General features: G+C 52.3%; 25 protein-coding genes. 12 read left to right on the forward strand and 13 right to left on the reverse strand.

Annotated elements, in window-relative coordinates; translation table 11 throughout:
- Positions 1 to 31: 31 nt before the first annotated feature.
- From FW415_RS03800 to FW415_RS03830, 7 genes are all read left to right on the forward strand, one after another.
- Entirely contained in the window at positions 32 to 622 is a 591-nt protein-coding gene (locus FW415_RS03800) for a pseudouridine synthase (RefSeq protein WP_148382962.1), read from the forward strand.
- Positions 623 to 677: 55 nt separating this feature from the next.
- Complete coding sequence (locus FW415_RS03805) at positions 678 to 1,553, forward strand: YicC/YloC family endoribonuclease (protein WP_148382963.1); 876 nt, start codon at positions 678 to 680, stop codon at positions 1,551 to 1,553.
- 23 nt (positions 1,554 to 1,576) lie between these two features.
- Positions 1,577 to 2,062, forward strand: a complete 486-nt coding sequence (locus tag FW415_RS03810) for a gliding motility lipoprotein GldH (RefSeq protein WP_168208655.1) — start codon at positions 1,577 to 1,579, stop codon at positions 2,060 to 2,062.
- Positions 2,063 to 2,074: 12 nt separating this feature from the next.
- The gene (locus FW415_RS03815) at positions 2,075 to 3,091 is read left to right on the forward strand and encodes a sensor histidine kinase KdpD (protein ID WP_148382965.1); all 1,017 of its coding nucleotides are present in this window, start codon (positions 2,075 to 2,077) and stop codon (positions 3,089 to 3,091) included.
- A 54-nt stretch (positions 3,092 to 3,145) separates the two neighbouring features.
- A complete protein-coding gene (locus FW415_RS03820) occupies positions 3,146 to 3,856 on the forward strand; it encodes a response regulator transcription factor (RefSeq protein ID WP_148382966.1) in 711 nt (236 codons plus the stop codon).
- Positions 3,857 to 3,976: 120 nt separating this feature from the next.
- On the forward strand, positions 3,977 to 4,825 hold the full coding sequence (locus FW415_RS03825; RefSeq protein WP_148382967.1) for a sensor histidine kinase: 849 nt from the start codon (positions 3,977 to 3,979) through the stop codon (positions 4,823 to 4,825).
- Between the two features lie 9 nt (positions 4,826 to 4,834).
- Positions 4,835 to 5,578, forward strand: a complete 744-nt coding sequence (locus FW415_RS03830) for a LytTR family DNA-binding domain-containing protein (protein ID WP_148382968.1) — start codon at positions 4,835 to 4,837, stop codon at positions 5,576 to 5,578.
- Position 5,579: 1 nt separating this feature from the next.
- Here FW415_RS03830 and FW415_RS03835 read toward each other — a convergent pair whose 3' ends face one another.
- The 3 genes from FW415_RS03835 to FW415_RS03845 form a co-directional block, all read right to left on the reverse strand.
- Complete coding sequence (locus FW415_RS03835) at positions 5,580 to 6,344, reverse strand: tetratricopeptide repeat protein (RefSeq protein WP_148382969.1); 765 nt, start codon at positions 6,342 to 6,344, stop codon at positions 5,580 to 5,582.
- Between the two features lie 5 nt (positions 6,345 to 6,349).
- The gene (locus tag FW415_RS03840; RefSeq protein WP_148382970.1) at positions 6,350 to 8,299 is read right to left on the reverse strand and encodes a BatD family protein; all 1,950 of its coding nucleotides are present in this window, start codon (positions 8,297 to 8,299) and stop codon (positions 6,350 to 6,352) included.
- A 96-nt stretch (positions 8,300 to 8,395) separates the two neighbouring features.
- Positions 8,396 to 9,106, reverse strand: coding sequence for an SDR family oxidoreductase (locus tag FW415_RS03845; RefSeq protein ID WP_148382971.1), 711 nt, complete (start codon positions 9,104 to 9,106; stop codon positions 8,396 to 8,398).
- A 137-nt stretch (positions 9,107 to 9,243) separates the two neighbouring features.
- On the opposite strand from FW415_RS03845, the gene FW415_RS03850 reads away from it, so the two are divergent.
- Both FW415_RS03850 and FW415_RS03855 read left to right on the forward strand, forming a co-directional pair.
- Positions 9,244 to 9,939, forward strand: coding sequence for a YjjG family noncanonical pyrimidine nucleotidase (locus FW415_RS03850; protein WP_148382972.1), 696 nt, complete (start codon positions 9,244 to 9,246; stop codon positions 9,937 to 9,939).
- 181 nt (positions 9,940 to 10,120) lie between these two features.
- Positions 10,121 to 10,336, forward strand: coding sequence for a hypothetical protein (locus FW415_RS03855; protein ID WP_168208656.1), 216 nt, complete (start codon positions 10,121 to 10,123; stop codon positions 10,334 to 10,336).
- An 11-nt stretch (positions 10,337 to 10,347) separates the two neighbouring features.
- Here the strand turns inward: FW415_RS03855 and FW415_RS03860 are convergent, their stop codons facing one another.
- The 4 genes from FW415_RS03860 to FW415_RS03875 all read right to left on the reverse strand — a co-directional run bounded on the left by FW415_RS03860 (position 10,348) and on the right by FW415_RS03875 (position 13,174).
- Positions 10,348 to 11,004, reverse strand: coding sequence for a phosphatidylserine decarboxylase family protein (locus FW415_RS03860; protein ID WP_148382974.1), 657 nt, complete (start codon positions 11,002 to 11,004; stop codon positions 10,348 to 10,350).
- 64 nt (positions 11,005 to 11,068) lie between these two features.
- A complete protein-coding gene (locus FW415_RS03865; RefSeq protein WP_148382975.1) occupies positions 11,069 to 11,953 on the reverse strand; it encodes a phosphatidate cytidylyltransferase in 885 nt (294 codons plus the stop codon).
- Positions 11,954 to 11,983: 30 nt separating this feature from the next.
- A complete protein-coding gene (locus tag FW415_RS03870) occupies positions 11,984 to 12,223 on the reverse strand; it encodes a putative signal transducing protein (RefSeq protein ID WP_148382976.1) in 240 nt (79 codons plus the stop codon).
- A gap of 3 nt (positions 12,224 to 12,226) precedes the next feature.
- Positions 12,227 to 13,174 (reverse strand): CPBP family intramembrane glutamic endopeptidase, encoded by a 948-nt coding sequence (locus FW415_RS03875; protein WP_148382977.1) that lies wholly within the window; start codon positions 13,172 to 13,174, stop codon positions 12,227 to 12,229.
- A gap of 80 nt (positions 13,175 to 13,254) precedes the next feature.
- Here FW415_RS03875 and dusB point away from each other — a divergent pair, with 80 nt between their 5' ends.
- From dusB to proC, 3 genes are all read left to right on the forward strand, one after another.
- Complete coding sequence (gene dusB, locus FW415_RS03880) at positions 13,255 to 14,322, forward strand: tRNA dihydrouridine synthase DusB (protein ID WP_148382978.1); 1,068 nt, start codon at positions 13,255 to 13,257, stop codon at positions 14,320 to 14,322.
- A gap of 31 nt (positions 14,323 to 14,353) precedes the next feature.
- Positions 14,354 to 14,923, forward strand: coding sequence for an NUMOD4 domain-containing protein (locus tag FW415_RS03885; protein ID WP_148382979.1), 570 nt, complete (start codon positions 14,354 to 14,356; stop codon positions 14,921 to 14,923).
- A 137-nt stretch (positions 14,924 to 15,060) separates the two neighbouring features.
- Positions 15,061 to 15,861, forward strand: coding sequence for a pyrroline-5-carboxylate reductase (gene proC, locus FW415_RS03890; RefSeq protein WP_148382980.1), 801 nt, complete (start codon positions 15,061 to 15,063; stop codon positions 15,859 to 15,861).
- 125 nt (positions 15,862 to 15,986) lie between these two features.
- Here proC and FW415_RS03895 read toward each other — a convergent pair whose 3' ends face one another.
- From FW415_RS03895 to FW415_RS03920, 6 genes are all read right to left on the reverse strand, one after another.
- Positions 15,987 to 19,181 (reverse strand): efflux RND transporter permease subunit, encoded by a 3,195-nt coding sequence (locus FW415_RS03895; protein WP_148382981.1) that lies wholly within the window; start codon positions 19,179 to 19,181, stop codon positions 15,987 to 15,989.
- A gap of 36 nt (positions 19,182 to 19,217) precedes the next feature.
- Complete coding sequence (locus tag FW415_RS03900; protein WP_148382982.1) at positions 19,218 to 20,282, reverse strand: efflux RND transporter periplasmic adaptor subunit; 1,065 nt, start codon at positions 20,280 to 20,282, stop codon at positions 19,218 to 19,220.
- A gap of 8 nt (positions 20,283 to 20,290) precedes the next feature.
- Entirely contained in the window at positions 20,291 to 21,649 is a 1,359-nt protein-coding gene (locus tag FW415_RS03905; RefSeq protein ID WP_148382983.1) for a TolC family protein, read from the reverse strand.
- 27 nt (positions 21,650 to 21,676) lie between these two features.
- Positions 21,677 to 22,288: a TetR/AcrR family transcriptional regulator gene (locus FW415_RS03910; RefSeq protein ID WP_148382984.1), complete on the reverse strand. Its 612-nt coding sequence runs from the start codon at positions 22,286 to 22,288 to the stop codon at positions 21,677 to 21,679.
- 3 nt (positions 22,289 to 22,291) lie between these two features.
- Positions 22,292 to 22,900, reverse strand: a complete 609-nt coding sequence (locus FW415_RS03915) for a TetR/AcrR family transcriptional regulator (protein WP_148382985.1) — start codon at positions 22,898 to 22,900, stop codon at positions 22,292 to 22,294.
- A 252-nt stretch (positions 22,901 to 23,152) separates the two neighbouring features.
- The gene (locus tag FW415_RS03920; RefSeq protein WP_148382986.1) at positions 23,153 to 24,412 is read right to left on the reverse strand and encodes a pyridoxal phosphate-dependent aminotransferase; all 1,260 of its coding nucleotides are present in this window, start codon (positions 24,410 to 24,412) and stop codon (positions 23,153 to 23,155) included.
- Positions 24,413 to 24,503: the final 91 nt, after the last annotated feature.

Consider the following 24,503-nt stretch of genomic DNA (forward strand, 5'->3'; position numbering starts at 1 on the left):
AATTTACAGCCCCTTAACCAAAGCAAGCATTTTGAGCCTTCACTATTTTGCCGTGTACAAGCCTTATGAGGTGCTGACCCGTTTCGGGAAAGAAGGAGATAAAGCAGTGCTGTCAGACTTCTTTGATGTGCCCCGTGATGTGTACCCCGTGGGCCGGCTGGATTACGACAGTGAAGGGCTGCTGATCCTCACGAACGATAAAACCCTCAACCACCGCCTCCTGCATCCCGGGCAGGCGCATGAAAGGGAATACTGGGTACAGGTAGACGGCGCGGTGACGGAAAAGGCCATACAGCAGCTGAAGGATGGCGTGACCATCCGGGTGGACGGGAGAGATCATCATGTGAAAGCCCTGGATGCCGCGATATTTGCCAGCGATCCGGTAGTGCCCGAACGGCATCCGCCTATCCGTTTCCGCAAACTCATCCCTGCTCCCTGGATACGGCTGGTACTGAAAGAAGGAAAGAACAGGCAGGTGCGCCGGATGACCGCCGCGGTCGGTTTTCCGACGTTGAGGCTTATCCGTTACCGGATCGCGCAGCTTCATATCGGCCATATGCAGCCGGGTGACATGATAGCGCTTTCCCGGGAAGAGCTGTTCAATGCCCTCCAAATTCATTGAAGCCCAATCCAAATATGGCTTAATTTAACTAGGTTTGTCACAATAAACAGATATTATGCTCAAATCCATGACCGGCTTCGGCCGTGCGGAAGTAACCCGGGGGGAAACAACGATCACCGCGGAGATAAAATCGCTGAACGGAAAACAGTTTGAGGTGAACCTCAAAATGTCTCCCCTGTTAAAACCCTATGAATTCGATATCCGTAATATCCTTCAGCAGGAGCTGCAACGCGGCACGCTGGATGCTACCATCAACATCAAACAGAACGGAGCCACCCGCCCGGTAGTGATCAACACGGAACTGGCCCGGTATTACCATCAGGCGATCAGCGCCATGGCGAATGACCTCTCCCTGCCGCAGGAAGATATGCTGAACGTATTGATGAAACTGCCGGAAGTGGTAACACCCGCATCCGAGCAAATGGAAGAGTCCGAATGGCTGGAAGTGGCCAAAGTGATCCGCACCGCAGTGGGCGATATGGATGCCCACCGCATCGATGAAGGCGCTGTGCTGGAAAAGGACCTGCTGCTGCGTATCGATAACATCCTGCTGTACACGGAAAAGGTAAAGGAACTGGACCCGCTTCGTAAAGACCGCGTGCGCCTCCGCCTGGAAACCCTGCTGGCAGAATATGTAGGTAAGGACAACGTAGACGGCAACCGCCTGGAACAGGAACTGATCTTCTACCTGGAAAAGCTGGACATATCGGAAGAACTGATCCGCCTGCAGAACCATTGCCGTTATTTCAAGGATATCCTTGCCGAAGCGGATGCCGCCAAAGGAAAGAAACTGGGCTTCGTATTGCAGGAGATCGGCCGGGAGATCAATACTACCGGTTCCAAAGCCAATGATGCCGGCATACAGCAATGGGTGGTGATGATGAAGGATGAACTGGAAAAAGCCAAAGAACAGGTGCTGAACGTCCTTTAAGCCCTTTAAAAATGATCCTGAAGATGAAGTTTCGAATCACTTGCGCCCTGTTGAGCATGCTGGCTGTTGCCTGCAAACCTCCCAGGATGGAAACCTTTGAAAAGAACCGCGATATTCCCCGCCAGGAATGGCTGACGGCATACCAGCCCTCTTTTGAAGTGGAACTGGCGCCGGAGGATACCGCCTTCTACTATAACATCTACGTGAATGTAAGGCATACAGACGCCTATCCGTACAATAATCTCTGGCTGCTTATCCGCACCCTCACGCCGGGAGACAGTACCGCGGGTGTGAGGAGAGTGGAACTGCCGCTGGCGGATACCTACGGTAAATGGCTCGGCAATGGTCTGGACGATATCTTTGAGCACCGCATTCCCATTCAGCAAAATGCGCTGCTGTCCAAACCCGGTCTGTACCGCTTCTCTTTTGAGCAGAATATGCGGCAGGACCCGCTGCCTTATGTAATGAGCGTGGGCCTGCGTGTAGAAAAAGCCGCTCCGCGGAAATAAGGAAATGACGACATGAAGAAGTCCTCAACAGGCTTGCAAAACAGTAAGGTGATCACCGGCGTGTACGTTTTTGTGCTGGCATACACCGTTCTCCAGCTGCTATGGTGGGGCGTATTGCTGCACCAGCAAAGCAGGCAGATCTCCAGGTATGAACAGCAGGAACTGATGCACCGCATCCACCAGCTGAACCAGCCCGCTGAATTCATGATGGAAATGCAGCGCCTGCAAAAGGAGGAACAGATGCGCACCTTCAAATATATCGGCGAAGGCGTGATCTTCCTGATCCTCATCATCGCCGGCGCTGTGCTCGTGTACCGTTCCGTATGGAAACAGATGCGGCTCTCGCGGCAGCAACAGAACTTCATGATGGCGGTTACCCATGAGCTGAAAAGTCCCATCGCTACCGCCAAGCTTAACCTGGAGACACTGCGCAAGCACAAGCTGGATGAAGAAAAACAACTCAAGCTGCTGAACAATACCATCCGCGAAACGAACCGGCTGGACCAGTTGTGCAATAACATCCTGCTGGCTTCCCAGTTCGAGCACCAGAAATACCAGCCTTTCCTGGAACACCTGGATTTCTCCCGCCTGCTCTGCGCAGGCATAGAAGAGCTCCGGGACCGGACGGCCAGCCATCACATCAAAGCGGATATCTTTCCGCACGTCTGGCTGCAGGCGGACAAGTTCATGATGCAGCTGATGCTGAACAACCTGGTGGAGAATGCCGTAAAATACGCGCCGAAAGGAACGGATATCACCATCCGGCTCCGCGCCACGGAAGAAGGCCTGAAGCTGACCGTCAGCGATGAAGGGGAAGGCATACCGGCGGAAGAGCGGTACAAGATCTTTCTTAAATTCTACCGCATCGGGAACGAAAACACCCGGAAGTCCAAAGGTTCCGGACTGGGGCTGTACCTGACCAAACGGATCGTGGAACAGCACGGCGGCACCATTACAGTGAAAGACAATGTTCCCAAAGGCACCACCTTTGAGATGACCTGGAACGATTATTCCGTACAATCTGTATAAAATTAACGGCTTCGTCGTAATTTTATCAGTAATTCATAAAATAACACTTCACACATGAAGGAAGCGACGAAAGCATCGATCTTGCTGGTAGAAGACGAGGAGAACCTCCAGGAAGCGTTAAAGCTGAACCTGGAACTGGAAGGATATGAGGTTACGGCGGTGGACAATGGCACCGCTGCGCTGAAGGCCGTCAAGAATGAATATTTCGACCTGATCATTCTCGATATCATGCTGCCCGAAATGGATGGACTGGCCGTATGTGAAAATATCCGCATACAAAATAACGAGGTGCCCATTCTTTTCCTCAGCGCCAAGAACAGCAGCGCGGACCGCGTACTCGGCCTTAAAAAGGGCGGGGATGACTATATGACCAAGCCCTTCAACCTGGAAGAGCTGCTGCTCCGGGTAGAAAAGCTCATTGTAAAGAACAAGAAGATACAGGACAAGGACAGTGTGCCCAATGTATATCACTTTGGCAGCAATATGATCGATTTTGCCGCACAGGAATGTGTGGGTAAAGACGGTAAACACCATGAGCTGAGCAAAAAAGAAACCATGCTGCTGAAACTGCTGATCGAAAACAAGGGAGAAGTGGTTACGCGGGAAAAGATACTGCAGGTAGTATGGGGATACAACGTATATCCCACCACCCGTACCATTGATAATTTCATTCTCAACTTCCGCAAATACTTCGAGCAGGACAGCCGCAATTCACAGTATTTTCATTCCGTGCGCGGTGTAGGTTACAAGTTTACGGACGGCTGATGCGCCGTTTCCATCTATCCCCCTTCCGCTGCCATCCGTAAGCTGCCTGCTGCCAGCTATTCAATCCCTCTTTTCCGGTGATTCCGGCAGCCGTATCTTTGACTGGCTTAGGAATCTGATATGTATAACCCCTTCGGTGAATCTGTATTGTTACATGACGGCTTATGTTTCCTGCTAAACGGGAAAGCGCTCTACTGGGCGGTATTCCTCATTGTTACCGGGGCTGTTGGCCTGTTCTTCTGGTGGAGGGAACGCCGGCTCAGGAAAAAGATACAGGCAAAGATGTCTGCCCAGCGCAGCTGGGCCGCGCTGGAGTTGCATGCACTGCAATCGCAGATGGACCCGCATTTTATTTTCAACAGCCTGAACGCCATTCATAGCTATATACTTTCCGCCAGAACAGAACAGGCCTCCTCCTACCTGACCCGCTTTTCGCGGCTGATGCGTATGACGATAGAGAACAGCGGCAGGGAATGGATCAGCCTGCAGGAAGAGATAGAGGGGCTGGAGCTTTACCTGCAACTGGAACAATTGCGTTTTGAAGGCCAGTTTGAATACAGCCTGCAACTGCAACCTGCGCTACAGGGCACACAGATACTGGTGCCGCCTTTTATCGTTCAGCCGTATTTGCAGAATGCCATCTGGCACCGCCTGCTGCAAAAGACGCCGGACAAAAAAGGCCGGCTGCGGATAGAGATCGGGCGAAAGGAAAATGAACTGTACATCCGGCTGGAAGACAATGGCATGCCCCGCCAGAGCGTATTTCACAGCTATCAGCAAAAGACCTCAGGCACCCGGGTAGCGGCGGAACGCCTCCTCTGGCTCAATGCCCGCTACCATACACATGCCACCATCAGCAGCGGACATCTGTACGACCAGCATCATAAAAGGACCGGCACCTATACGATCATCCATCTGCCGGATGTTACTGCTGCCTCCCTGCCGCAGGAAGAGGAGATTTTTAAGTAAATTCGAAGCATGCAAGCCATTATCATTGATGATGAACAACACTGTCGGGATGTATTGCAGATACTGCTGACCCGCCATTGCCCGGAGATCACGATCTCCGCCATATGCAACGGTGCGGAAGAAGGACTGCAGGCCATTGAACGGCATCACCCGCAGCTGGTTTTCCTGGATGTGGAAATGCCGGGCATGAATGGCTTCGAGATGCTGGAAAACTGTCCCCGCCGCAGCTTCGCCGTTATCTTTACTACGGCATACGACCGCTATGCCATCAAGGCCATCCGCCATAGCGCCCTCGATTTTCTGCTGAAGCCGGTGGACAAGGAAGAACTGGTGCAGGCCGCACATAAAGCCCTCTCCCAGAACACCAATACCGCCTCCAAGGTAGACGCGCTCCTGCAATTCCTGCAGCAGCATATACAACCCAATGAAAGGATCGCACTCCCCGCGGTGGACGGGCTGCGGATGATGCCGGTAAAGGATATCCTGTATTGCGAATCGGAAGGCGGCTATACCCGTGTATTCCTGCAGAGCCTGGGGAAACCCGTGCTGATCTGCCGGACGTTGAAAGAAGTGGAAGAAGTGCTGAGGGATAAAGGTTTCTTCAGAGTGCATAACAGCTTCCTCATCAACCTGGCATTCATGTACAAATACATCAAGGGAGACGGGGGAGAGATCATTATGACGGACGGGAAGAACATTCCCGTATCCCGGAACAGGAAACAGGACTTCCTGATGCGGATAGAGAAATTGTAAGCTACAGCTCCTTTACATCGGCCACGGCTATCCAGCCGGTTTTGCCATCCGCCAGTTCGATCTTGCAATATTCACTGGTGGCGTCCAGCAGGTGTACTTTAACCCCTTCCTGTGCGTCAAAGAGGTCTTTACCGCCATCATCCGGCGCGGCCTTTACCTTCACCGTTTTCAGCACGATGCCCACACCGCTGTTATAAGCCTTGTTATGCATCCATACGGCCATGCTGAAATACCCGATGAAAAGCACTGCGAATGCGGTGGCGCTCCAGCGGATATACGGGTTGCCCTGAAAGCGGGGGATGAAGAAATATGCCATAGCGCCCGCACAACAGAGCCAGAACAGCACAATGGTGCCGATGGCCCATCCCGCGGCGGTATGCAGCTGCTGCCATTGCAGCCACCATCGTTCAAAAAATAACATGGGAAGGGATTCAATCGTATTATTCACCTGCAGGTTAGCCAGTTGCAGGTTATGCTCAATGGCGTCATCGCCGGGGTTCAGGTTCAGCGCTTTCTCAAAGCTGTACACCGCCATGCCGGTCTGATTGCTTTTGTAATAAGCATTGCCGGCATTGAAGTAAAGATCGGCCACCTGGTAACCGGAATCGATCAGCTGCTGGTATTTTGCCGCCGCCGCCCGGTATTCCTGCTCCCGGTAAAGCTGGTTGGCTTCCCTGAACAGTGCGGTATCCTGTGCCTGAAGGGTAATGCAAGAAAGCAGGCATACAGCTGCCAGCATGATTGGTTGAATGAATGATCGCGTCATAATCTTTATTTTGCGGACCGGCCTTTTAATTCATCTTCCAGTGAGCTGATCACTTCCACGGCTTCCTGGTATGCGTTCCGGCGGTGTTCGCTGCTGCCGGACGGGGCATACAGGGCCATCTCGCAACGGTCTGTCAGTTCAAATAGCTTGCGCGTTGTTTCAGCATTGATCTGCAGCGCCTGCAACCTGTCCTGCACCACCTGTTTGCTCAACTCCGCCATCGGGATCTTCAGCTTATGGCTGAGATAACCCCATGTGGCGCGGGAGGTTTCTTCATAGAAGGCCTTGTCTTTCCCCTCCTTCAGATAACGCGCCGCCAGTTCAAGGCGTTTCAGCGCGGCCTTGTTAGCGTGTTTATGCCGCAGTAATGCTGCATTGCTCTGCCGGAAAACCTGCTGCCTGCGGTAGACGGCCATGCCGGCCAATACCAGTAAAGGCAGTGCCAGCAGCACCCAGAACACCGGTTTGCCAAAGAAGAAGGGGCTCTGTTTGCTCCAGTGCTGCCCGGACGTGCGGATGTCCGCCAGTTGCGTGTTCCCGAAATCCTCTTTTTCTTTCTTCGTCTGTTTGCCGGCAATGATATGCAGGGGGAAAGCAGAGGACTGCAGCGTTTTATAAGCATTCGCCGCCGGATCGAAATAAGAGAACTCCACAGGCGGCAAGGTGAAATTACCTTTCTCCTGCGGCATCAGCACATACTGGAACTGGCGCGTTCCGCTCAGCGGATTGCTGTTCCTGTCAATTTTATCGGAAACGGAGGGATCATATTTTTCAAATGCCGGTGGTATGTTGAGCGGCGGTGCATTCAGCAGGTTCACATTTCCCTGCCCGGTGATCCCTACCTTCAGGGTGATCGCATCATCCGTGCTCAGGTCCGTTTTATCCACTGTAGCCGTCATCCTGAAATTACCGACCGCGCCATTGAAGCTGGCCGGGCGACCTTCTGCCGGCAGCGGTTTTACCGTTACCTTGACGGTGGGACTTTGGATCTTGTACGGCACCACTTCATACTGCGGTCTGGCGAAGGCATCTTCAAAGAAAGGATCATCGAAGGGATTGGCGCCGCCGAAGGCATCCCGGAAAAAGGGATCGTTGAACGGGTCATTGGCGGGCCGTTTTCTGCGGTTGACGCTGACCAGATGCACCTGGTTGTCCACCTCCGCAGGGTCCAGCTCCAGCACGCCGCTCTGCAGCGGGAACAGTAAGGTCTTCCGGATGATAAACACCTTGAAAGGCACACCGTTCACCATTTCCTCCGTTGCCTGCGGCGGATTGGGCAGGTCGATATCCTTTGCGGAGAACCCTTTGAAGGCAGGCACTTTTGTTACGCTGGAATTCGTGGGCAGGCGGGTGTACAATTTATAGGTGGCGGTGAGCTGTTCCCCTTCATATACCGTGGTTTTGTCCACATCCACTTTTACAAAGATATTCTTCCGCAGTTTTTCCTTTACATCTTCACCCGGGCGAAGCACACCGGGTTGCGATTCCCCACGGTCCGGGTACGCTCTGCGCGGCGCCGGCTGCTGGCGTTGCGGCGGAAGCTGCGAACCTTCGCCACCTTTCACCACCTCGATATTCACGGGATTGCTTTTCACGATCCTGCCGTCTACCCGCGCGGTAGCGCCGGGAATGGTAAAAGAACCGGCTTGTTTCGGTTGCAGTACATAACTGAAAGCGATGTAAGTGGATGCGCGGCCGTTGATGATGGAACTGCCCTGCATCTGCTGCTGGCCCTGCACGATGTTGAACCCTTTGAATTCGGGAGGATTGAAAGCGCTGAGATTGACAGGATTCTCAATCAGGAATTGTATCCTGACCAGTTCATCCAGCGCAATGGTATTTGAATTTACAGCAGCCGTGAACCGGAACTCCTGGGCATTCGCCATAACGGCTACACAACAGGTCAGCAGGAGTGTGCAAACAGATCTTTTAAAATTGGCAGTAATAACCTTCATCCTGGAAACAAATTTAACCAAAGCGCCCGGCGCAGCCTTTCTATGCTCGTTAAAAGTTAGTTAAAAATAGGCTCAAATTAGCCACTGGAAAGGATTTCATTCGAAATCACCCAACATGGGCCGCATCAGTATATCTTCCACAACAGCCTGTTTGCTAAGGGTATAGGCGGCCCAGATCATGGCCGATACGTCAGCGGGCTCCATCAGGCGGTCCTCCGGCCCGCTGAACCCCTCCCACGAAGCGGTAAGCGTGGGGCCGGGACTAATGGAAGTGACTTTCACGTTAAAAGGCTTCATCTCTTCCCGCAGATTTTTGGAGAACCCCAGCAGCGCAAACTTTGTGATGCTGTATGAACCCCCATTGGGATATGCTTTGTGGCTGGCAGTGGAACAGAGGTTGAAAATATGCCCCCTGCGGGCTTCCTGCATAGCCGGCAGCAGTTGCCGCGTGAGATGATAAGCGCTGTAAACGTTCACATTCATCATTTTCTCCAGATGCCCGTCCGCTTCCTCATGCACCGCCCCCGGTACAAAAATGCCGGCGTTGTTCACCAGGATGTCCGCTGCAGGGCCGAGCTCCTCCTGAATTTTACGGGCAAATGCCAGCACTTCCGCTTTCACGCCCATATCCACCACTTCCGCCAGCACTTTCGCCCCGGCCCGCTGCGCTTCTATCGCAGCCTTCGCAACGGCAAGCGCCGCCGCATTCCGCGCACATATGGCAATATCAAAACCTTCCGCCGCCAGCTTTTCCGCTATGGCACGGCCGATTCCCTTACTGGCTCCTGTTATGACTGCATACTTCATGCTGTTCTTTTATTGTTATAAACACATAAAAATAAGCTGTGCGAACGAAAACCGGAAAAAACGTTAAAACTACGTTACGCCGGGCAGTTCTGGCACAGTTGTCGTACTTTTGTTATTGTAAGCACTGTGGCACCATTATGAGATACAAGCATATTTTTTTCGATCTGGATCATACCCTTTGGGATTTTGAGGCCAACGCCATCGCAACACTGCAGGAACTTTATGAGGAACATTCGCTGGAAAGCCTGGGGATACCCTCGTTTGACAAATTCTACGCGTCTTATTCCGTTATCAACGATAAACTGTGGGACCGCTTCCGGAAAGGATTCATCAACCGGCAGGAACTGCGTACCAAACGTTTCAGCCTGACCTTCCTGGATTTCAGGATCTGCAACGATAAAGTGTGCCATGACCTCGGTATGCGCTTCCTGGAAGTGCTGCCTACCAAAACGGCCCTTTTCCCGCACACCACCCATGTGCTGGATTACCTCCGCGAAAAAGACTACCCCATCCATATCATTACAAACGGCTTTGAGGAAACGCAAAAGCTGAAGATGGCACATTCCGGCATACAGCATTACTTCACGCATATCATCACCTCCGAGACCTGCGGAAGGCTGAAGCCGCACCGCGAGATCTTCGATTATGCGGTGAACCTGGCTTCCACGAAGCATGAGGAAAGCATCATGATCGGCGATACGCTGGATGTAGATATCCTCGGCGCGCAGGAAGCGGGCATGGACCAGGTGTATTTTGCGCCGGATAAAGTACAGGAAGGAGTGAAGCCCACTTATACGATCAGGTGTTTGCAGGAATTGAAGGAGATATTGTAAGTAAAGGGGAAGCGCCTGTCCCGTTAATTTCCCGTGCAAACTTCAGCTGTGCCGCGACTACCAGCCTCTCATCAGGTACCCGAATAAAAAGAGGGTATATCGTACTTGACACACCCTCCTTTGGATATCTTTTTTCAATCTTTATTTTTCCGTTTCGACCGGTTTTGCATTGGCCGACCTCATGGTTGCTGCTTTTGAAGGCATGCAGCAGGATTTGCCGATTGCGGAACTATCCCCGTCATTACAGGTCACCGTTTCTTTCTTCGTTACCGGCGCATTTTCAGCTGGTTTTCGCTGTGCGGCTATGATCACACAGGTTAGTAATACCAGCACTGCAAATCCCAACAAAAATTTTTTCATCACTGATTATAACAGGTTAAAAAATGAAGCAGGCTGAAGGTATGGTATTTACCCCAGCTTCGCAATCACCGTTTGCCCGCCTCTCACGGTCTGCTGCAACTGCACATCCACTTTGGTGCCAACGGGCAGGTAGATGTCCACACGGGAGCCGAATTTGATAAAGCCCATTTCGTCGTTCTGTTTTACCTGCATACCGGCTTTGAGATAATTGACGATCCTCCGGGCGAGGGCGCCGGCAATCTGCCGTACCAGTATTTCCTGCGTGCCGTTGCCGATCACCACGGTATGACGCTCGTTTTCGGTGGATGATTTCGGGTGCCAGGCCACGAGGTATTTGCCGGCATGGTACTGGCTGAGTTTTACCTCCCCACTGATCGGGTTCCTGTTCACATGCACATTGGCCGGGCTCATAAAAATGGATACCTGCAGGCGTTTGTCTTTGAAATATTCCGTTTCCACCGTTTCTTCGATCACCACTACCCGTCCGTCCGCCGGAGCGATCACCAGCTGTTCATTCAGGGTATGCTGGCGTTTGGGAATGCGGAAAAAGGAAACGATGAACAGGAAGAACACCAGGGAAAAACCCAGAACGGTCCAAAAAAGCACCGGCGATCCGGGCAGGAAATAAAATATCGCGCCATTGATCAGCGCCAGCAGTATAAAGGTCAGGGTAATAGTGGCTGTTCCCTCACGGTGGATAGTCATTGTTCTGTTTTATGATGTTAAGTTCGGCACGAAGTTATGAAGAAAATGCGGGATGTGTTTTCTGTTATGCAATAAAGAGCCTGGCATAGATCCAGGCAAAAGGAGCAGCTACCAGCAGGGAATCGAACCGGTCCAGAAACCCGCCGTGCCCGGGCATGATGCTTCCGGAGTCTTTAATGCCGGCCAGGCGTTTCAGGCGGGACTCCAGCAGGTCTCCCGCCGTTCCAAACAGCGCTGCTATGCAGGCCAGCCCGATCCAGTGAGGCCAGTGCAACCACTGATCGCCCCAAAAATAGCCGAAAACACCAGCCGCGGTGATCGCCAGCACCATCCCGCCGACTGTTCCTTCAATGGTCTTTTTCGGGGAGATGGAGGGAAAGAACGGCGTACGGCCGATCAGGGAGCCTACGATATAGGCCATCGTATCATTGATCCAGATAAAAATGATCAGCAGGAGCGGAATGAGATAACCGTATCCCCGGTGAACAATGGTATGCCATCCGGGTACAACACCACCTTCGTATAAACGCAGATCCACGATCAAACTTAACGGAGCGGTCACATATAACAGGCCGAGCAGCGAATACCCGATAGTCTTCAGCGAGAAGTTACGGCTCATCAGTATCTCGCCCAACGGCAGCAGGAGAATGAAAATAAAGGCCATCACCCAGCCGATCTCCCCCAGTGAAACACCACAGCCGGCAAAATGCTGGTCCGTTACCGCCATCATCATCGCGCAACCGGCAACCAGCACGCCATAGCGGTGCCAGGCAGACACTTCACTGTATTCCGCATCGATCTGGCGAACCAGCCGGAAGTACTCCTGCAGGGCAAAAAAATTGATCAGAAAAAAAAGAAGGAAAAATGACAGCTCATTCCACAGGATGCCCCCGAGCATGATGGCAACAAAAAAAAGGGCAGTAACGGTACGCGTGACGAATGTCTTCATGCTTGACTACGATGTTGAACCGGCGTAAAGCTACACATTGTTTTCCACGTTACCAGCCTGCCCGCTGCCTGCCGCGATCAGTTCTTTTGCCTTCGTTTCGTTGGACTGGTGCACATACACCTCGTCCATACCGGGCAGCATGGTCACAAAAGACGAATCCTGCCGGTTGACCACCACGGCCTCGATCTCATTTTCAAGCAACATTCCCTTGATGATCTCCGCTTCGTAGGAGACGTTGCTCCCATAAACTTTCACCCAATCTTTTTCCATATATCAGTCTTTAAATATTGAATCTTCATTCTCCTCTTCCTTTTCCGCCGGCAGTTCAAAGGTCTGGCCCGCCGCTTTTGCACGTTTGTGTAATACAGTCAGCAAAAATCCGACCAGTAACAGGCTGATGGCACCGTAATAAAGCGGGGTATGCTCGTCTTTCAGCACATCATAATCAATCATTTTTGACTGGTACAGGTACACCAGCACTACCTGCAACCCGTTGTTGAGGAAGTGGGCGGCAATGGACAGCCAGAGGTTGCCGGTGAGCAGGTAAATGGCGCCCATGACAAAGCCCAGCACTACTCTCGGTATAAAACCAAGGAACTGCATATGAATGGCACTGAACAGTATGGCGGTAATGATCACGGCCAGCCAGCCATTCTTTACGATCTGCATGATCAGCCGTTGCAGCACGCCCCGGAAGAACAGCTCTTCCGCGATGGCCGGCAGGAGGGCCAGCAGCAGCAGGGAGAAAAGCATATCGCTCAGGCCGGGCATATCCAGCAGCAATTTCGTCTGTTCCGCCGCCAGGTCTTCCATATCCCGGATGGCATAGGATACCTGCCAGCTGTTGTTCCATTCCGCCGTTACGCCCACCAGCGGCAGGGCGCAGGCCAGCACCAGAACGGCCAGCACCAGCTGGCTTCCCTTCGGGGCCTGCCGCATGCCCAGGTATAGCGCCGGGCGGGGATGCGCCAGGTAGGCGAAGATCAGCGCCGGCGCCAGAAAGCCCACCACCGTGTACAACAGCTGTACGGTCTTGAGCCCCCGCACAAAAGCCGGATCTTTCCAGACTGTGGCATCGCGGAACTGTTCTATCGTATAGCCGCCGCTGATAGCCGGAAAAAATCCGGCCATGAACAGGGAATGCAACATCATGAACGCAAACATCAGGCCCAGGAAGGTCACCAGTTGCATGAAAGGGGAATATTGACGGAGGTAGCCCATAAACAATCGCTGTAGTAAATTTGCGTAAATTTACAGCGTGTTTGCCAGTGTTCGGCAAAATACATTTGAATACGGATTATATGGTGAAAATAGGCGATATAGAACTGGGTGAATTTCCGCTGCTGCTGGCGCCCATGGAAGATGTGAGCGATCCTCCCTTCCGTGTGGTATGCAAAGCGAACGGGGCGGACCTGATGTATTCCGAGTTCATTTCTTCGGAGGGGCTTATCCGTGATGCGATCAAAAGCCGGCAGAAACTGGATATTTTCGATTACGAACGCCCCGTGGGCATACAGATCTTCGGCGGGGACGAGGAGCCGATGGCGATGGCCGCCCAGATCGTGGAAGCTGCGAATCCGGATTTGCTGGACATCAATTTCGGCTGCCCGGTGAAAAAAGTGACCTGCAAGGGCGCCGGAGCCGGCATCCTGAAAGATATTCCCAAAATGGTACGGCTTACCGAAGCCGTGGTGAAGGCCACACGCCTGCCCGTGACCGTCAAAACCCGGCTGGGGTGGGACGATAACACCAAAAACATCGAGGAAGTGGCGGAGAGGCTGCAGGACGTGGGGATCAAAGCGCTCACCATCCATGGCCGCACCCGCACGCAGATGTATAAGGGGAATGCGGACTGGTCCCTCATCGGCAAAGTGAAGAACAATCCCCGGATCCGTATTCCCATTTTTGGTAACGGGGACATCTGTACGCCGGAACAGGCCCTGGCCGCCCGGCAGAAATTCGGGATAGACGGGGTAATGATCGGCCGCGCCGCCATCGGGTACCCCTGGATTTTCAATGAAATAAAACATTACCTTCAAACCGGCAGCCACCTGCCGCCGCCTACGGTGGAGGAACGGGTGAAAGTCTGCAAGCAGCACCTTCACCACAGCGTCAGCTGGAAGGGCGAGATCGTGGGCATACTGGAGATGCGCAGGCATTATGCCAATTACCTGAAAGGTTTGCCGCACATCAAAGAATTCCGCGCACAATTAGTAACTTGCAATACACCGTCAGCGGTAGAAGAGGTCTTGGATGCCATCGCATTACAGTATAAAGATCATATATTTGAGCGGACAATGCCCCTGATAGCTGATACAACCGAATCGTCAGTTCATCCAGATGAAGTAGTGTGTGGTTTCCCTGGTTGATCCCTTTGAATCACAAAAAAATACCTTCACAATGGCCACGATTAAAAATCTGAGGAACGAAGTCTGGAAAGACTTGCAGATTAAAAACAAAGCTGCGCTGCGCAAACGGTACGCAGTGTCCAACATGGGACGGGTGATCAGTTACCGTGAAAGCATCGAGGATGGCAAATTGTTGACCGGCTCTACCGTAGAGGGATATACGGTGCTGAACATCAAACCGGCGGATACCTACCAGTCCCTTTACCTTCATCGTGAAGTGGCCAAGCTGTTTTCCCCGAAATCAGGCCGATCGCAGAAATACGTCATACATCTGGATTTCGATAAAAAGAACAATAAAGTTTCCAATCTCCGCTGGGCGTCCAAGGAGGAAATGGAAAAACACCAGCAAAAAAGCCCGGCCAAACTGGCCTACAAGGAAAAACAGCGCAACCGTCTGAAAGGGCTCAAGCTGAACGTTGCGAAGGTAAAAAGCATCAAACGCCTGCTGGAAAAGCCCGGCCGGAAAACGATGAAACAGATCGCCGAACAGTTCGATATCAGTGAAATGCAGCTGTACCGCATCAAAAGCGGCGAGAACTGGGGGCATGTAACACTGGATTAAAGCCTGAGTCATCAGGAATAGTCATATTGATGTTGTCTGACGATGGTCTCCGGTTTTCGGAGGCCATCGCCTTTTTACACTGCCTTGCAGGGTTGCAGGTTTTGTCATACCTTACTCTTCCAAAATGATAGACTGTTATGTCCGGTAAGAAAATAGCCATTATCGGCGGAGGGAATTTAGGCTCCGCCATTGCCGAAGGCCTGCTGAAAAGCGGGTTTTCCCAGGCATCCGATATCACCATCACCAAAAGGAATATCGCCACCCTGTCCGCCCTCCGCGATCAGGGCGTGCAGGTAGAATCAGACAATGCAAAAGCCATCAGCCAGGCAGAAGTGGTGGTGGTAGCGCTCAAGCCATATAATGTAAAGGAAGTGCTGAGCGAACTGCGCGCTTCCTTTGATGTGGAAAAGCAGATCCTCATCAGCGTGGTCACCGGTGTGTTGCTGGATGACCTGGAAAAGATCACGCTGCCCGGCCTGCCTATCTTCCGTGCCATGCCCAACACCGCCATCGCCATACAGGAATCGATGACCTGTATTTGCCACCGCAATGGCAGCGCAGAACAGGTAGCTTTCGTGCAAAAAATGTTCGATCAGCTGGGTGTGACCGTCAGCATCGACGAAAAGCTCATGGATGCCGCCACCGTGCTTGGCGCCTGCGGTATTGCCTACGCCTTCCGTTTCATCCGCGCCAACATCCAGGGCGGTATAGAAATAGGGTTTGATGTGCGTACCGCCAACCTGATCGCGGCGCAGACCGTAAAAGGGGCGGCCGAGCTGCTGATCAGGGAAAAACGCCATCCTGAAGAGGAGATAGACAAGGTAACCACCCCCAAAGGTTGTACCATTGCGGGTTTGAACGAAATGGAGCATCAGGGGTTCAGTTCTTCGCTGATCAAGGGGATCATGGCTTCGTATGACAAGATCATCAAGGGGTAAAAACACACCGCAGTTGAAGGCAAAACATAAAGGCCGGGGTAAGACTACCCCGGCCATTTAGTTAAACCTACAACTGTTACACTGTTTGTAACACTTATTCTTTATAGTGCTTACCTGAAACTTTATCAGTTCATCATCGAAGCGGTGTCCATTTCCATCACTTCTATTTCCGCTTTGGTGGGCGCTACCATCCGCTGACGGATCAGGCGCTTTTTGGAAATGCGGCCCATGCCGAGTTTTTGCATGCCTTTATCCACCACATAATAGATTACCGGTACAACGATCAGCGTCAGGAACATGGAACTGATCAGGCCACCGATGATCACCCAGGCCAGACCGTTCTTCGTGGAGGCCACACCTCCCGTTGCCAGCGCGATCGGCAGCATACCGATCACCATGGCGATGGTGGTCATCAGAATGGGACGGAGACGCGCCTGGTTCGCATGGACCAGCGCATTGTAAGTACTTTGTCCTTCCTCCTTCATCTGGTTGGTAAAGTCCACCAGGATGATCGCGTTCTTTGCCACAAGACCGATCAGCATGATCATACCCAGGATGGTAAAGATATTCAGCGTATTGTTCGTCAGCGCCAGCGCCAGCAACGCACCGATGATGGAGAGCGGGATGGAGAACATCACCACGAACGGGTAAATGTAGTTATCGTACAGCGCCACCATGATGAGATATACCATCACGATGGAAATGAGCAAAGCAACGCCCAGCGTGGAGAAGGAATCGCCCTGGTTTTCCGCGTCACCGCCGAATATATAAGACACGCCGGTCGGTTTCTGCAGTTTTTCTACCGCTGCCCCGAACTCCTGGGTCACGGTACCGGACGGGCGGCCCATTACCTGCGACTGTACGGAAACGGAAGTATTCTTGTCACGCCGCTCGAGGTGGCTGGGTCCCGAACCTTCGGTTACATTCGCGAACTGGGCCAGTTTTATCAGCTCTCCGCGATTGTTCACAAAGTCGATGTTCTTCACATCATTGATATTCTTGCGGGAGAAATCATCGAAACGGATATTGATATCATATTCATATTCCCCCTGACGGAATTTCACCTTGGAATCATCCGCCGTACCGCTGAACGCGGTCTGCATAGTACCACCCACTGTTTCGAGCGAAAGGCCCAGGGCAGACATCTTATCCCGGTCCACCTGCACATTGATCTCCGGGTTGCCTTCTTCTACCGACAGTTTCACTTCGCTGGAGCCTTCTATCTTCTGCAGTTCACCCATGGCCAATTTGGCAAAGCTCATCACACTGTCCATATCCGTGCCCATAACCACCAGTTCCACCGGAGCACGCTGCGCGGTACCGAGGATGCTCACCGGCGTGGTTTTCACTTTCACGCCCGGCAGCTGCTCTTTCAGCTCTTTCTTTACCTGGGCGCCGAATATGTCCGCAGCCGGCCGGAGGTGCTGATCTACCAGCATCACCGTTATCTCCGCCTTGTATGCTGTGGATTGGGACGCGCCGAAACCATCTTCCGAGGTCTGGCCTACGGTGGTGATCAGCGAAGTGATCTCCTGCTTTTTGTCCAGTATCTGCTCCGCCTTGCGGGTAGCCAGGTTCGTCTGTTCCAGAGAAGCGTCTTTCGGCATTTCCAGCATCACGATGAACTGGCCGCGATCACCCTGCGGAATGAACTCTCCGCCGATATACCCTCTGCCCACGAGCTGGAAAGAAGCGATCAGCAAAGCTACGGCGGCAACAATGGTGATGGTCTTGTGCGCCAGCGCCCATTTCAGCGTGCCGGTCATCCACTGTGTGAATTTATTCAGCTGCTTTTCAAACCAGAGAATGAATTTTTCAAAAAGGTTTTTGCCCGTGAGATGCTCCAGCTTGCCGAAACGGGAAGCCAGCAGCGGCACGATCATGAAAGATGCCAGCAAGCTCAGCATGGTAGAGATCATAACCACCACGCAGAATTCCCGGAGGATCTTGCTCACCAGTTCATTCGTCAGTGAAATGGGTAAGAACACCACCACAATTACCAGTGTAATGGAGGTAACGGTGAACCCGATCTCCTTTACGCCGTCAAACGCCGCACGTACTTTGTTCTTGCCCATCTCCATATGACGATAGATATTTTCCAGCACCACAATGGCATCATCCACCAGGATACCTACCACCAGCGAGAGGCCCAGCAGGCTCATCAGGTTCAGCGAGAAGCCGAACAGTTTCATGCCAATGAATGTGGCGATAAGCGATGCGGGGATGGAGATCATCACGAAGATAGCGTTCCGCAAACTGTGCAGGAACAGCAGCATCACCGCAGCCACCAGCAGGATAGCGATCACCAGGTCATGGATCACGGAATCCGCTGATTCCAGGGTGAACACCGAAGCATCGTTCGCAATTTTTATTTTCAGGTCGCTGGATGCATATTCTTTTTCAATGCCGGCGATCGCTTTCTGCATCAGCTCACTCACGGTCACGGCATTTGCGTCCGTCTGTTTTTGCACCTGCAGGGCGATAGCGCTTTTGCCGTCTACCCTCGCCACTCTTTCTGCATCTTTCTGCGCATCCTGCACATCCGCCACGTCTTTCAGGCGTACCTGGGTGCCGGTAGCGGTAGTGGTCAGCACAAGATCTCTCAGCTGGTCCACATCCTTATATTTACCGGCAAGGCGCACCAGTATCTGCTGGTCCAGGGTTTTTACCTTACCGGTGGGGAAGTCGAGGTTCGCATTCGTCACGATCTGGCGCACCTGCAGAATGGACAGTTTGTAGGCTTCCAGTTTTGCAGGATCTATATTGATCTTGATCTCCCTTTCCTGTCCCCCGATGAGGGTGATCTGCGCAACGCCCGGCAAGCGGGACAGCTGCGGCTGGAGTTTTTTATCCACCAGGTCGAAGAACAGGCGGTCATCCATATCCGCCGTGGCGGAAAGCGTCATGATCGGCAGGTCATCCAGCGAGAACTTGTTCAGGGAAGGCGGTTTGGCATCGCCGGGGAGGTCCGCCAGGATAGCGTTCACTTTCCGTTGGGCGTCCTGCAGCGCAATGTCCACATCCGCATCGTTATTCAACTCCACGGTTACGATGGACAGGCTTTCGGATGACTTGGCGGTCAGTTTCTTGATCTTTTCCATGGACGCCACCGCATCCTCGATCTTTTTCGTCACCGTACTTTCTACTTCCTGCGGCGAAGCGCCGGGATATACCGTAGCGATCGTCACGATCGGGGAAGAGAACTTGGGCAGCAGCTCATAGTTCAGCGACTTGTAGCTGATGAAGCCGAGCAGTGTAAGGATGGTGAACAGCACCACTACCACTGTTGGCCTTTTTATCGAAATCTCTGTAATCTTCATGAGTAATTAGTTTGTTAGCATACCGGTAATCCAATCCTACTTTTGGAGCACTGTTACTTTTGCGCCCTCGGTCAGGTTGATCTGGCCGCTGGTGATCACCGTTTCGCCTTCATTCAGGCCTTCCCTTATTTCTACTTTATCGCCGAAGATCCTGCCTGCGGTAACCTTGCGGATCTTTGCGGTATTGTTTTCCATGACATACACGTTGTTGCTGTTCACACCGCCGATGAATGCCGCGCGGGGGATCAGCATGGCAGCGTCCTGCTTCGGCATGGCGAAGTGCGCTGTGCCGTACATGCCGGCCTTCAGGGCCTTTCCGCTCACGTTCGCCACTTCCATTTCCACCGGATAGCTCAGGCTGGCATCGCCTTTGGCAGCGATAAAGGTGATCGTGCCGGTATATTTGATCTCGGGGTACACATTGCTGCTTACCTCCACTTTATCGCCATTCTTCAGATGGATCACCTGTTGTTCCGGAACGGTCACGCGCAGTTTCAGGCGGGATACATCCACGATGTCGAACATTTTGGTGCCGGGAGAGAGGTATGCGCCTGTTTCCACGTATTTGGCGTTGATGGTTCCGGAGATGGGCGCTTTCACATGCGTATCGCGGATACGGCGGCTCGCAGCGTCGTATTTGTTTTTAGCGAGGTCGTATTGCAGACGGGCATCATCCATTTGTTTTTTGGTCACGCCGCCGGTCTGGAAAGCGCTTTCATATCTTTCCTTGTCTACTTTCAGCTGTTCCAGATTTACTTTGGCAGATTCCAGGTCAGTACCCACGATCTCGTCGTCCACGCGGGCCAGCGCCTGGCCCTGCTTCACATAGCTGCCTTCGTCCACATACAATTTGGTCACGCGGCCGGACACTTCACTCATGAAGGTCAGTTCACGGAAAGGCTCAAAATTGCCGTTGGCATCGAACTGCTGTTCGAATGCAGTGAGGGTCACCTTTTCGGTCAATACCGGAACATCGCCCGTATTGCTTTCCTTTACGTATTCCGTTTTTTCAGCGTTCGCCTTTTTGTTGGCGTTCAGCTTCCAGATGATGGCGGCAAGTGCCGCTATTGTTAAAGTGCCGTAGATTAAAACTTTCTTCATGGCTTGCATTAGTTTAAGAGTGATGGCAGGTTACCGTTGGATTTGATCAGTTCCAGTTCTGCAAGTTTGTATTGCAGGAGCGCTTCGTTATAGCTGTTCTGTGCTTCCGCCAGCGAGGTTTCTGCATTCAGCAGGTCGGTAAGGCTGGCGAGGCCCAGGGTGTAGTTGTTCCGGGTGGAGTAGTACACTTCATCCGCCAGCGAAACGTTCTCTTTCTGTATGCGGATCGTGCTCAGGTTATTGAGCATCTGCAGGCGGGCGTTCTCGTAGGAAGTGTTGAGGTTGATCTTGTTCTCTTCCAGTTGTTTGCCCACTTTCTGAAGGGTGATGTTCGCCTGGTTGACGCGTGAGCGGCGGGCGAAACCATCAAAGATGGGGATGCGCAGCGTAAGGCCTACGGAAGCCATGCTGAACCAGTTGGCGGTAGAGCCGCTGCCACCGAACAGATCGAATTTATTGGACATGCCGTTGTAGGAATAGTTGCCTTTGAAAGCCAGGCTGGGGAAGTATTCCGCGATGTAAGCCTTTTTCTGCAGCGTTTGCAGTTCTTCTGTTTTTCTCAGTATCCTCGTCTCCGTTCTGTTTTCCAGGTTGAAGCCGGCAAAATCAGCCGTTCCGGCAGCTTTCCGCTCAATGTCGCTCAGCTCCAGGGAAGGTAACGCGATGGGTGTTGCTACAGGCATGCCCATTTTTTGCTTCAGCTGGTTTTCCTGCACTTTCAGCTGGTTCACCAGCTGGCTTTTCTGCGTCTGGTAGTTCACCAGGTTCACTTTGATCCTGTCCAGATCGATCTTTTTGGCCAGGCCGTTCTCGAACTGGCTTTTGGTGGTGGCCACCAGTTGTGTAAGTTTATTGATATTCGTGTCCAGCACGTTCATGCGTTCTTTTTTTACCAGCAGCTGGTAATAAAGATTGGCTACGTCATAGATCACATTTTCTTTCGTCTGTTCGGTCTGCAGGGAATAGTATTCCTCGCCGGACCTTGCGGCTTTGAGGCCGGTGAACACGCTCTGGTTGAAGAGCTGCTGGTTCAGTTCAGCCGAGGCGGTAGCATTCCAGGTGGTGCCGGCTTCCACGAGCGTGGTTTTGCCCGGCTCGCCGGTAAGTTCTCCCGGTAATACAAGCACCTGTTTCTTCAGGTTATCGGTCAGGTTACCGTTGGCGGTCACCTGGGGCAGGGCCTGTGCGCGCACCTCGGCGGTCTTCTGCCTGCCGATCTCTTCTTCCAGCCTGCTGAGTGCAAGGCGCTGATTGTTGGACACTGCGTACTGCAGGCATTCCTGCAATGTCAGTGGTTTCGTTTGTGCGTTAGCGTTATAAATCCCCGCTGTTGTTATCAACAGGAAGGATAGCATCCATCTTTTCATGTTGTTATGCAATTATGGCAAATGGTTTTATGTGATCCGGTGATGGGCGGCAAGGTATTGTTCTGCCTTCCGGTGCCCTTCGGGTGTGGCGATGCCGTGTATATAATGTTCCGTTACTTCATACATCACTTCATGGATGTCAAACTCGGTTGCGGGAAAGTGGAGAGGGTTGAAGGCAGAATCCAGCTGCATCAGGCGCATGTGCACCATGATGTTCGTTCGGATGTTACTGCGGTACAAGCCCTCGCGGATGCCGCGTTCGAGGTTATCCTGAATGTTCTTTGCAATGAACTGATGTTTGAAATCCGTGATCTTCTTCCAGGCTGTCGGGTGATATTTCTCCAGTTCAAAAAGCAATATCGGGTTGATGCTTTTGACGAGCACCTCTGTTTGTCTGAGGGACAGCACCAGTTCCTCAATGGCATCCCGCCCTTCTGCGCAGGCTTTGGTGATCCGCATGCAGTGCGCATTGGTCAGGAATCCCGTAAAAGCCTCCACCAGTTCCGATTTATCGGCAAAATGCTCATACACCGTTTTTTTGGAGATGCCGCATTCCCGGGCAATGTCCTGCATGGTGATGCTTTTGATGCCATAGATACTGAACAGGCGCAGCGATGTTTCGAGTATTCTGTCACGCATGCCCTACTTTTTTAACCCTTTTAGAAACAGGCCGGTCAGCAATACCTGCCATTCATGGATCGTATCAAACTCTTCGTCTGTAATATCGTCCGTGATGGAGTTGTGTGCCAATACCGACATTCGGAGGCCCATCATCGAATGGATATACAGTGCCGCGACCTTTTCGGGATCCTCCGTATGCAATTCCCCGCTCTTCACTCCTCTTTGTATAATATCGTTAACGATACGGGTTTCCCGCTCGCGTGCCGCTTTAAATAATCCGGCAGTATTGTGCATCTGTTTCTCCCGCAGCACCTTGAAGAGTTCCAGGCGGCAGAATTTTTTCACAAAAGCCTGGCGGGTACCGAGCATATCGGTCAGTGCCTGTTCGGCGGAACCGGCTTTGGCGGCTTCCTGCTCCAGTTCGTTAAAATACCCGTCTGCCACTTTTTCCAGCACGGCAATATGCAGCCCGTTCTTGTCCGGGAAATAGTAATAAAGCGATGCCTTCGAGCAATGCAGGTCATCGGCGATCTCATTCATGGTGGTCTTCGACGCACTGTAATGAGAGAACCTTTTCAGAGCCGCATCAATGATCCGCTCCCGCATCTCGTCTCTGTTTTCTGTGTGCATTAACTTTCTGACTTTTTTAGTTACAAAGTCAAAATTATAACGAAATATCGAATTTGGTAAAAGAAGTTGACCATTTAACGGTTTTTTAACTTTTGGATGACAGGAATGGTTTTGGGAGTTTCCGTGGTGGGGGTTGATAATCAATCAATTGCTATACTGACCCTGGGGAAGGGCATTTCGGGGCGTTAAAGGCAAAAAAACAGGCTGTACCGGATGATACAGCCTGTTCCCATTATGTTTAACCTTCGAGGATTATTGCAGTTGTTCCAGTGTGGCTTTCAATTTAGCCAGCATTTCGGGGATCTCCGCTTTCACGCAGGTGCCCACGCTCAGGCGGTACCAGGGAGAGTCTTTCGCGGAACCAAAAGCGTAGAATGGCACTACGGCCAGTTTTGCTTCGTCCAGGATGTAGGAGGTCACAGCAGCCTGGTCCGCCAGTACGGTGCCGGCGGCGGTCTTCTTGCCCACCAGGTCCAGCTTGATGGTCAGGTAAATAGCCGCCTGCGGCGCGATGGCATCCACGGCGTGACCGGCCTTTTTCAGGGCATCGAAGCCTTCATAGATCTTCACCAGCCTTTCTTCCACTTCTCCCTTGAAATGCGCGAGATATTTGTTCACGGCCTCTTTCTGCACGAGGTATTTGGCGGCGGCTTTCTGTTCAGCCATAGGGCTCCAGGCGCCAACGTGGGAAAGGATGGCTTTCATCTTGCTCATGACGTGCTTCGGGCCCAGTGCCCAGCCCACGCGCACCCCTGTACCCGCAAAGGCTTTACTCATGCCGTCGATGAAAACGGTGTAGTCTTTCATCTCCGGGCGGAGGGATACGGGGTTGTAGTGCTGGGTTTCCCCGAAGGTGAGCACCCAGTACATCTGGTCGAACAGCACGTACAGTGGTTTTTCACCGGCGCCGCGGGATTTGTTCTCTTCCAGCACCATATCGCAGATATCTTCCAGTTGTTTTTTACCGAAGGTGGTGCCTGTGGGGTTCTGCGGAGAGCAGAGCGCCAGCAGGGTAGCACCTTTCAGCAGCGGCTTCAGCTCAGCTGCCGTGGGCATGAAATCATTTTCCACTTTGGTTTCCAGCACTACGTGCTCCCCTTCCATGAAATGCGTGTAGTGATTGTTGTTCCATGACGGGGTAGCGTAGATCACCTTCTCGCCACGGTCTACGATCGTGCGGTAGGTGGCATATATAATGGGGCGGCCACCGCAGGAGATCACGATCTCGCTGGCGGGATCATAGGTCAGCCCTTCCCTTTCAGCAATAAAGTCACCCACGGCCTTGCGCAGTTCCGCAATACCATCCGCCGGGGGATAGTTGGTATATTTATCCTTGTATGCCTGGATGATCTCGTTCTCGAACTCCACCGGGATCGGGAACACCTTGGGGTCAAAATCACCAATGGTGAAATTGTAGATCTTTTCGCCCTTAGCCTGCTTTTCCTTGATCTCTCCGGCCAGTTTGATAATTTCGGAACCTATCAGCGTTTCGGCTAAATGAGACAGTTTCATAACCCCAAATTTTAGTTTTTTATGAATGATGATTTTTGCGCCGCAAAAGTAACCGTTTTATTAATAATTTGAAACAATCACGCCCGGTCTT

Origin of the sequence: Chitinophaga sp. XS-30 (assembly GCF_008086345.1) — a bacterium.
GTDB lineage: Bacteria > Bacteroidota > Bacteroidia > Chitinophagales > Chitinophagaceae > Chitinophaga.

What these genes read in the sequence shown, in the direction of transcription:
- FW415_RS03805 (WP_148382963.1), top strand. Translation starts at nt 678, where the DNA reads ATGCTCAAATCCATGACCGGCTTCGGCCGTGCGGAAGTAACCCGGGGG.
- FW415_RS03810 (WP_168208655.1), top strand. Translation starts at nt 1,577, where the DNA reads ATGAAGTTTCGAATCACTTGCGCCCTGTTGAGCATGCTGGCTGTTGCC.
- FW415_RS03815 (WP_148382965.1), top strand. Translation starts at nt 2,075, where the DNA reads ATGAAGAAGTCCTCAACAGGCTTGCAAAACAGTAAGGTGATCACCGGC.
- FW415_RS03820 (WP_148382966.1), top strand. Translation starts at nt 3,146, where the DNA reads ATGAAGGAAGCGACGAAAGCATCGATCTTGCTGGTAGAAGACGAGGAG.
- FW415_RS03825 (WP_148382967.1), top strand. Translation starts at nt 3,977, where the DNA reads ATGTATAACCCCTTCGGTGAATCTGTATTGTTACATGACGGCTTATGT.
- FW415_RS03830 (WP_148382968.1), top strand. Translation starts at nt 4,835, where the DNA reads ATGCAAGCCATTATCATTGATGATGAACAACACTGTCGGGATGTATTG.
- FW415_RS03835 (WP_148382969.1), bottom strand. Translation starts at nt 6,344, where the DNA reads ATGACGCGATCATTCATTCAACCAATCATGCTGGCAGCTGTATGCCTG.
- FW415_RS03840 (WP_148382970.1), bottom strand. Translation starts at nt 8,299, where the DNA reads ATGAAGGTTATTACTGCCAATTTTAAAAGATCTGTTTGCACACTCCTG.
- FW415_RS03845 (WP_148382971.1), bottom strand. Translation starts at nt 9,106, where the DNA reads ATGAAGTATGCAGTCATAACAGGAGCCAGTAAGGGAATCGGCCGTGCC.
- FW415_RS03850 (WP_148382972.1), top strand. Translation starts at nt 9,244, where the DNA reads ATGAGATACAAGCATATTTTTTTCGATCTGGATCATACCCTTTGGGAT.
- FW415_RS03855 (WP_168208656.1), top strand. Translation starts at nt 10,121, where the DNA reads ATGGTTGCTGCTTTTGAAGGCATGCAGCAGGATTTGCCGATTGCGGAA.
- FW415_RS03860 (WP_148382974.1), bottom strand. Translation starts at nt 11,004, where the DNA reads ATGACTATCCACCGTGAGGGAACAGCCACTATTACCCTGACCTTTATA.
- FW415_RS03865 (WP_148382975.1), bottom strand. Translation starts at nt 11,953, where the DNA reads ATGAAGACATTCGTCACGCGTACCGTTACTGCCCTTTTTTTTGTTGCC.
- FW415_RS03870 (WP_148382976.1), bottom strand. Translation starts at nt 12,223, where the DNA reads ATGGAAAAAGATTGGGTGAAAGTTTATGGGAGCAACGTCTCCTACGAA.
- FW415_RS03875 (WP_148382977.1), bottom strand. Translation starts at nt 13,174, where the DNA reads ATGGGCTACCTCCGTCAATATTCCCCTTTCATGCAACTGGTGACCTTC.
- dusB (WP_148382978.1), top strand. Translation starts at nt 13,255, where the DNA reads ATGGTGAAAATAGGCGATATAGAACTGGGTGAATTTCCGCTGCTGCTG.
- FW415_RS03885 (WP_148382979.1), top strand. Translation starts at nt 14,354, where the DNA reads ATGGCCACGATTAAAAATCTGAGGAACGAAGTCTGGAAAGACTTGCAG.
- proC (WP_148382980.1), top strand. Translation starts at nt 15,061, where the DNA reads ATGTCCGGTAAGAAAATAGCCATTATCGGCGGAGGGAATTTAGGCTCC.
- FW415_RS03895 (WP_148382981.1), bottom strand. Translation starts at nt 19,181, where the DNA reads ATGAAGATTACAGAGATTTCGATAAAAAGGCCAACAGTGGTAGTGGTG.
- FW415_RS03900 (WP_148382982.1), bottom strand. Translation starts at nt 20,282, where the DNA reads ATGAAGAAAGTTTTAATCTACGGCACTTTAACAATAGCGGCACTTGCC.
- FW415_RS03905 (WP_148382983.1), bottom strand. Translation starts at nt 21,649, where the DNA reads ATGAAAAGATGGATGCTATCCTTCCTGTTGATAACAACAGCGGGGATT.
- FW415_RS03910 (WP_148382984.1), bottom strand. Translation starts at nt 22,288, where the DNA reads ATGCGTGACAGAATACTCGAAACATCGCTGCGCCTGTTCAGTATCTAT.
- FW415_RS03915 (WP_148382985.1), bottom strand. Translation starts at nt 22,900, where the DNA reads ATGCACACAGAAAACAGAGACGAGATGCGGGAGCGGATCATTGATGCG.
- FW415_RS03920 (WP_148382986.1), bottom strand. Translation starts at nt 24,412, where the DNA reads ATGAAACTGTCTCATTTAGCCGAAACGCTGATAGGTTCCGAAATTATC.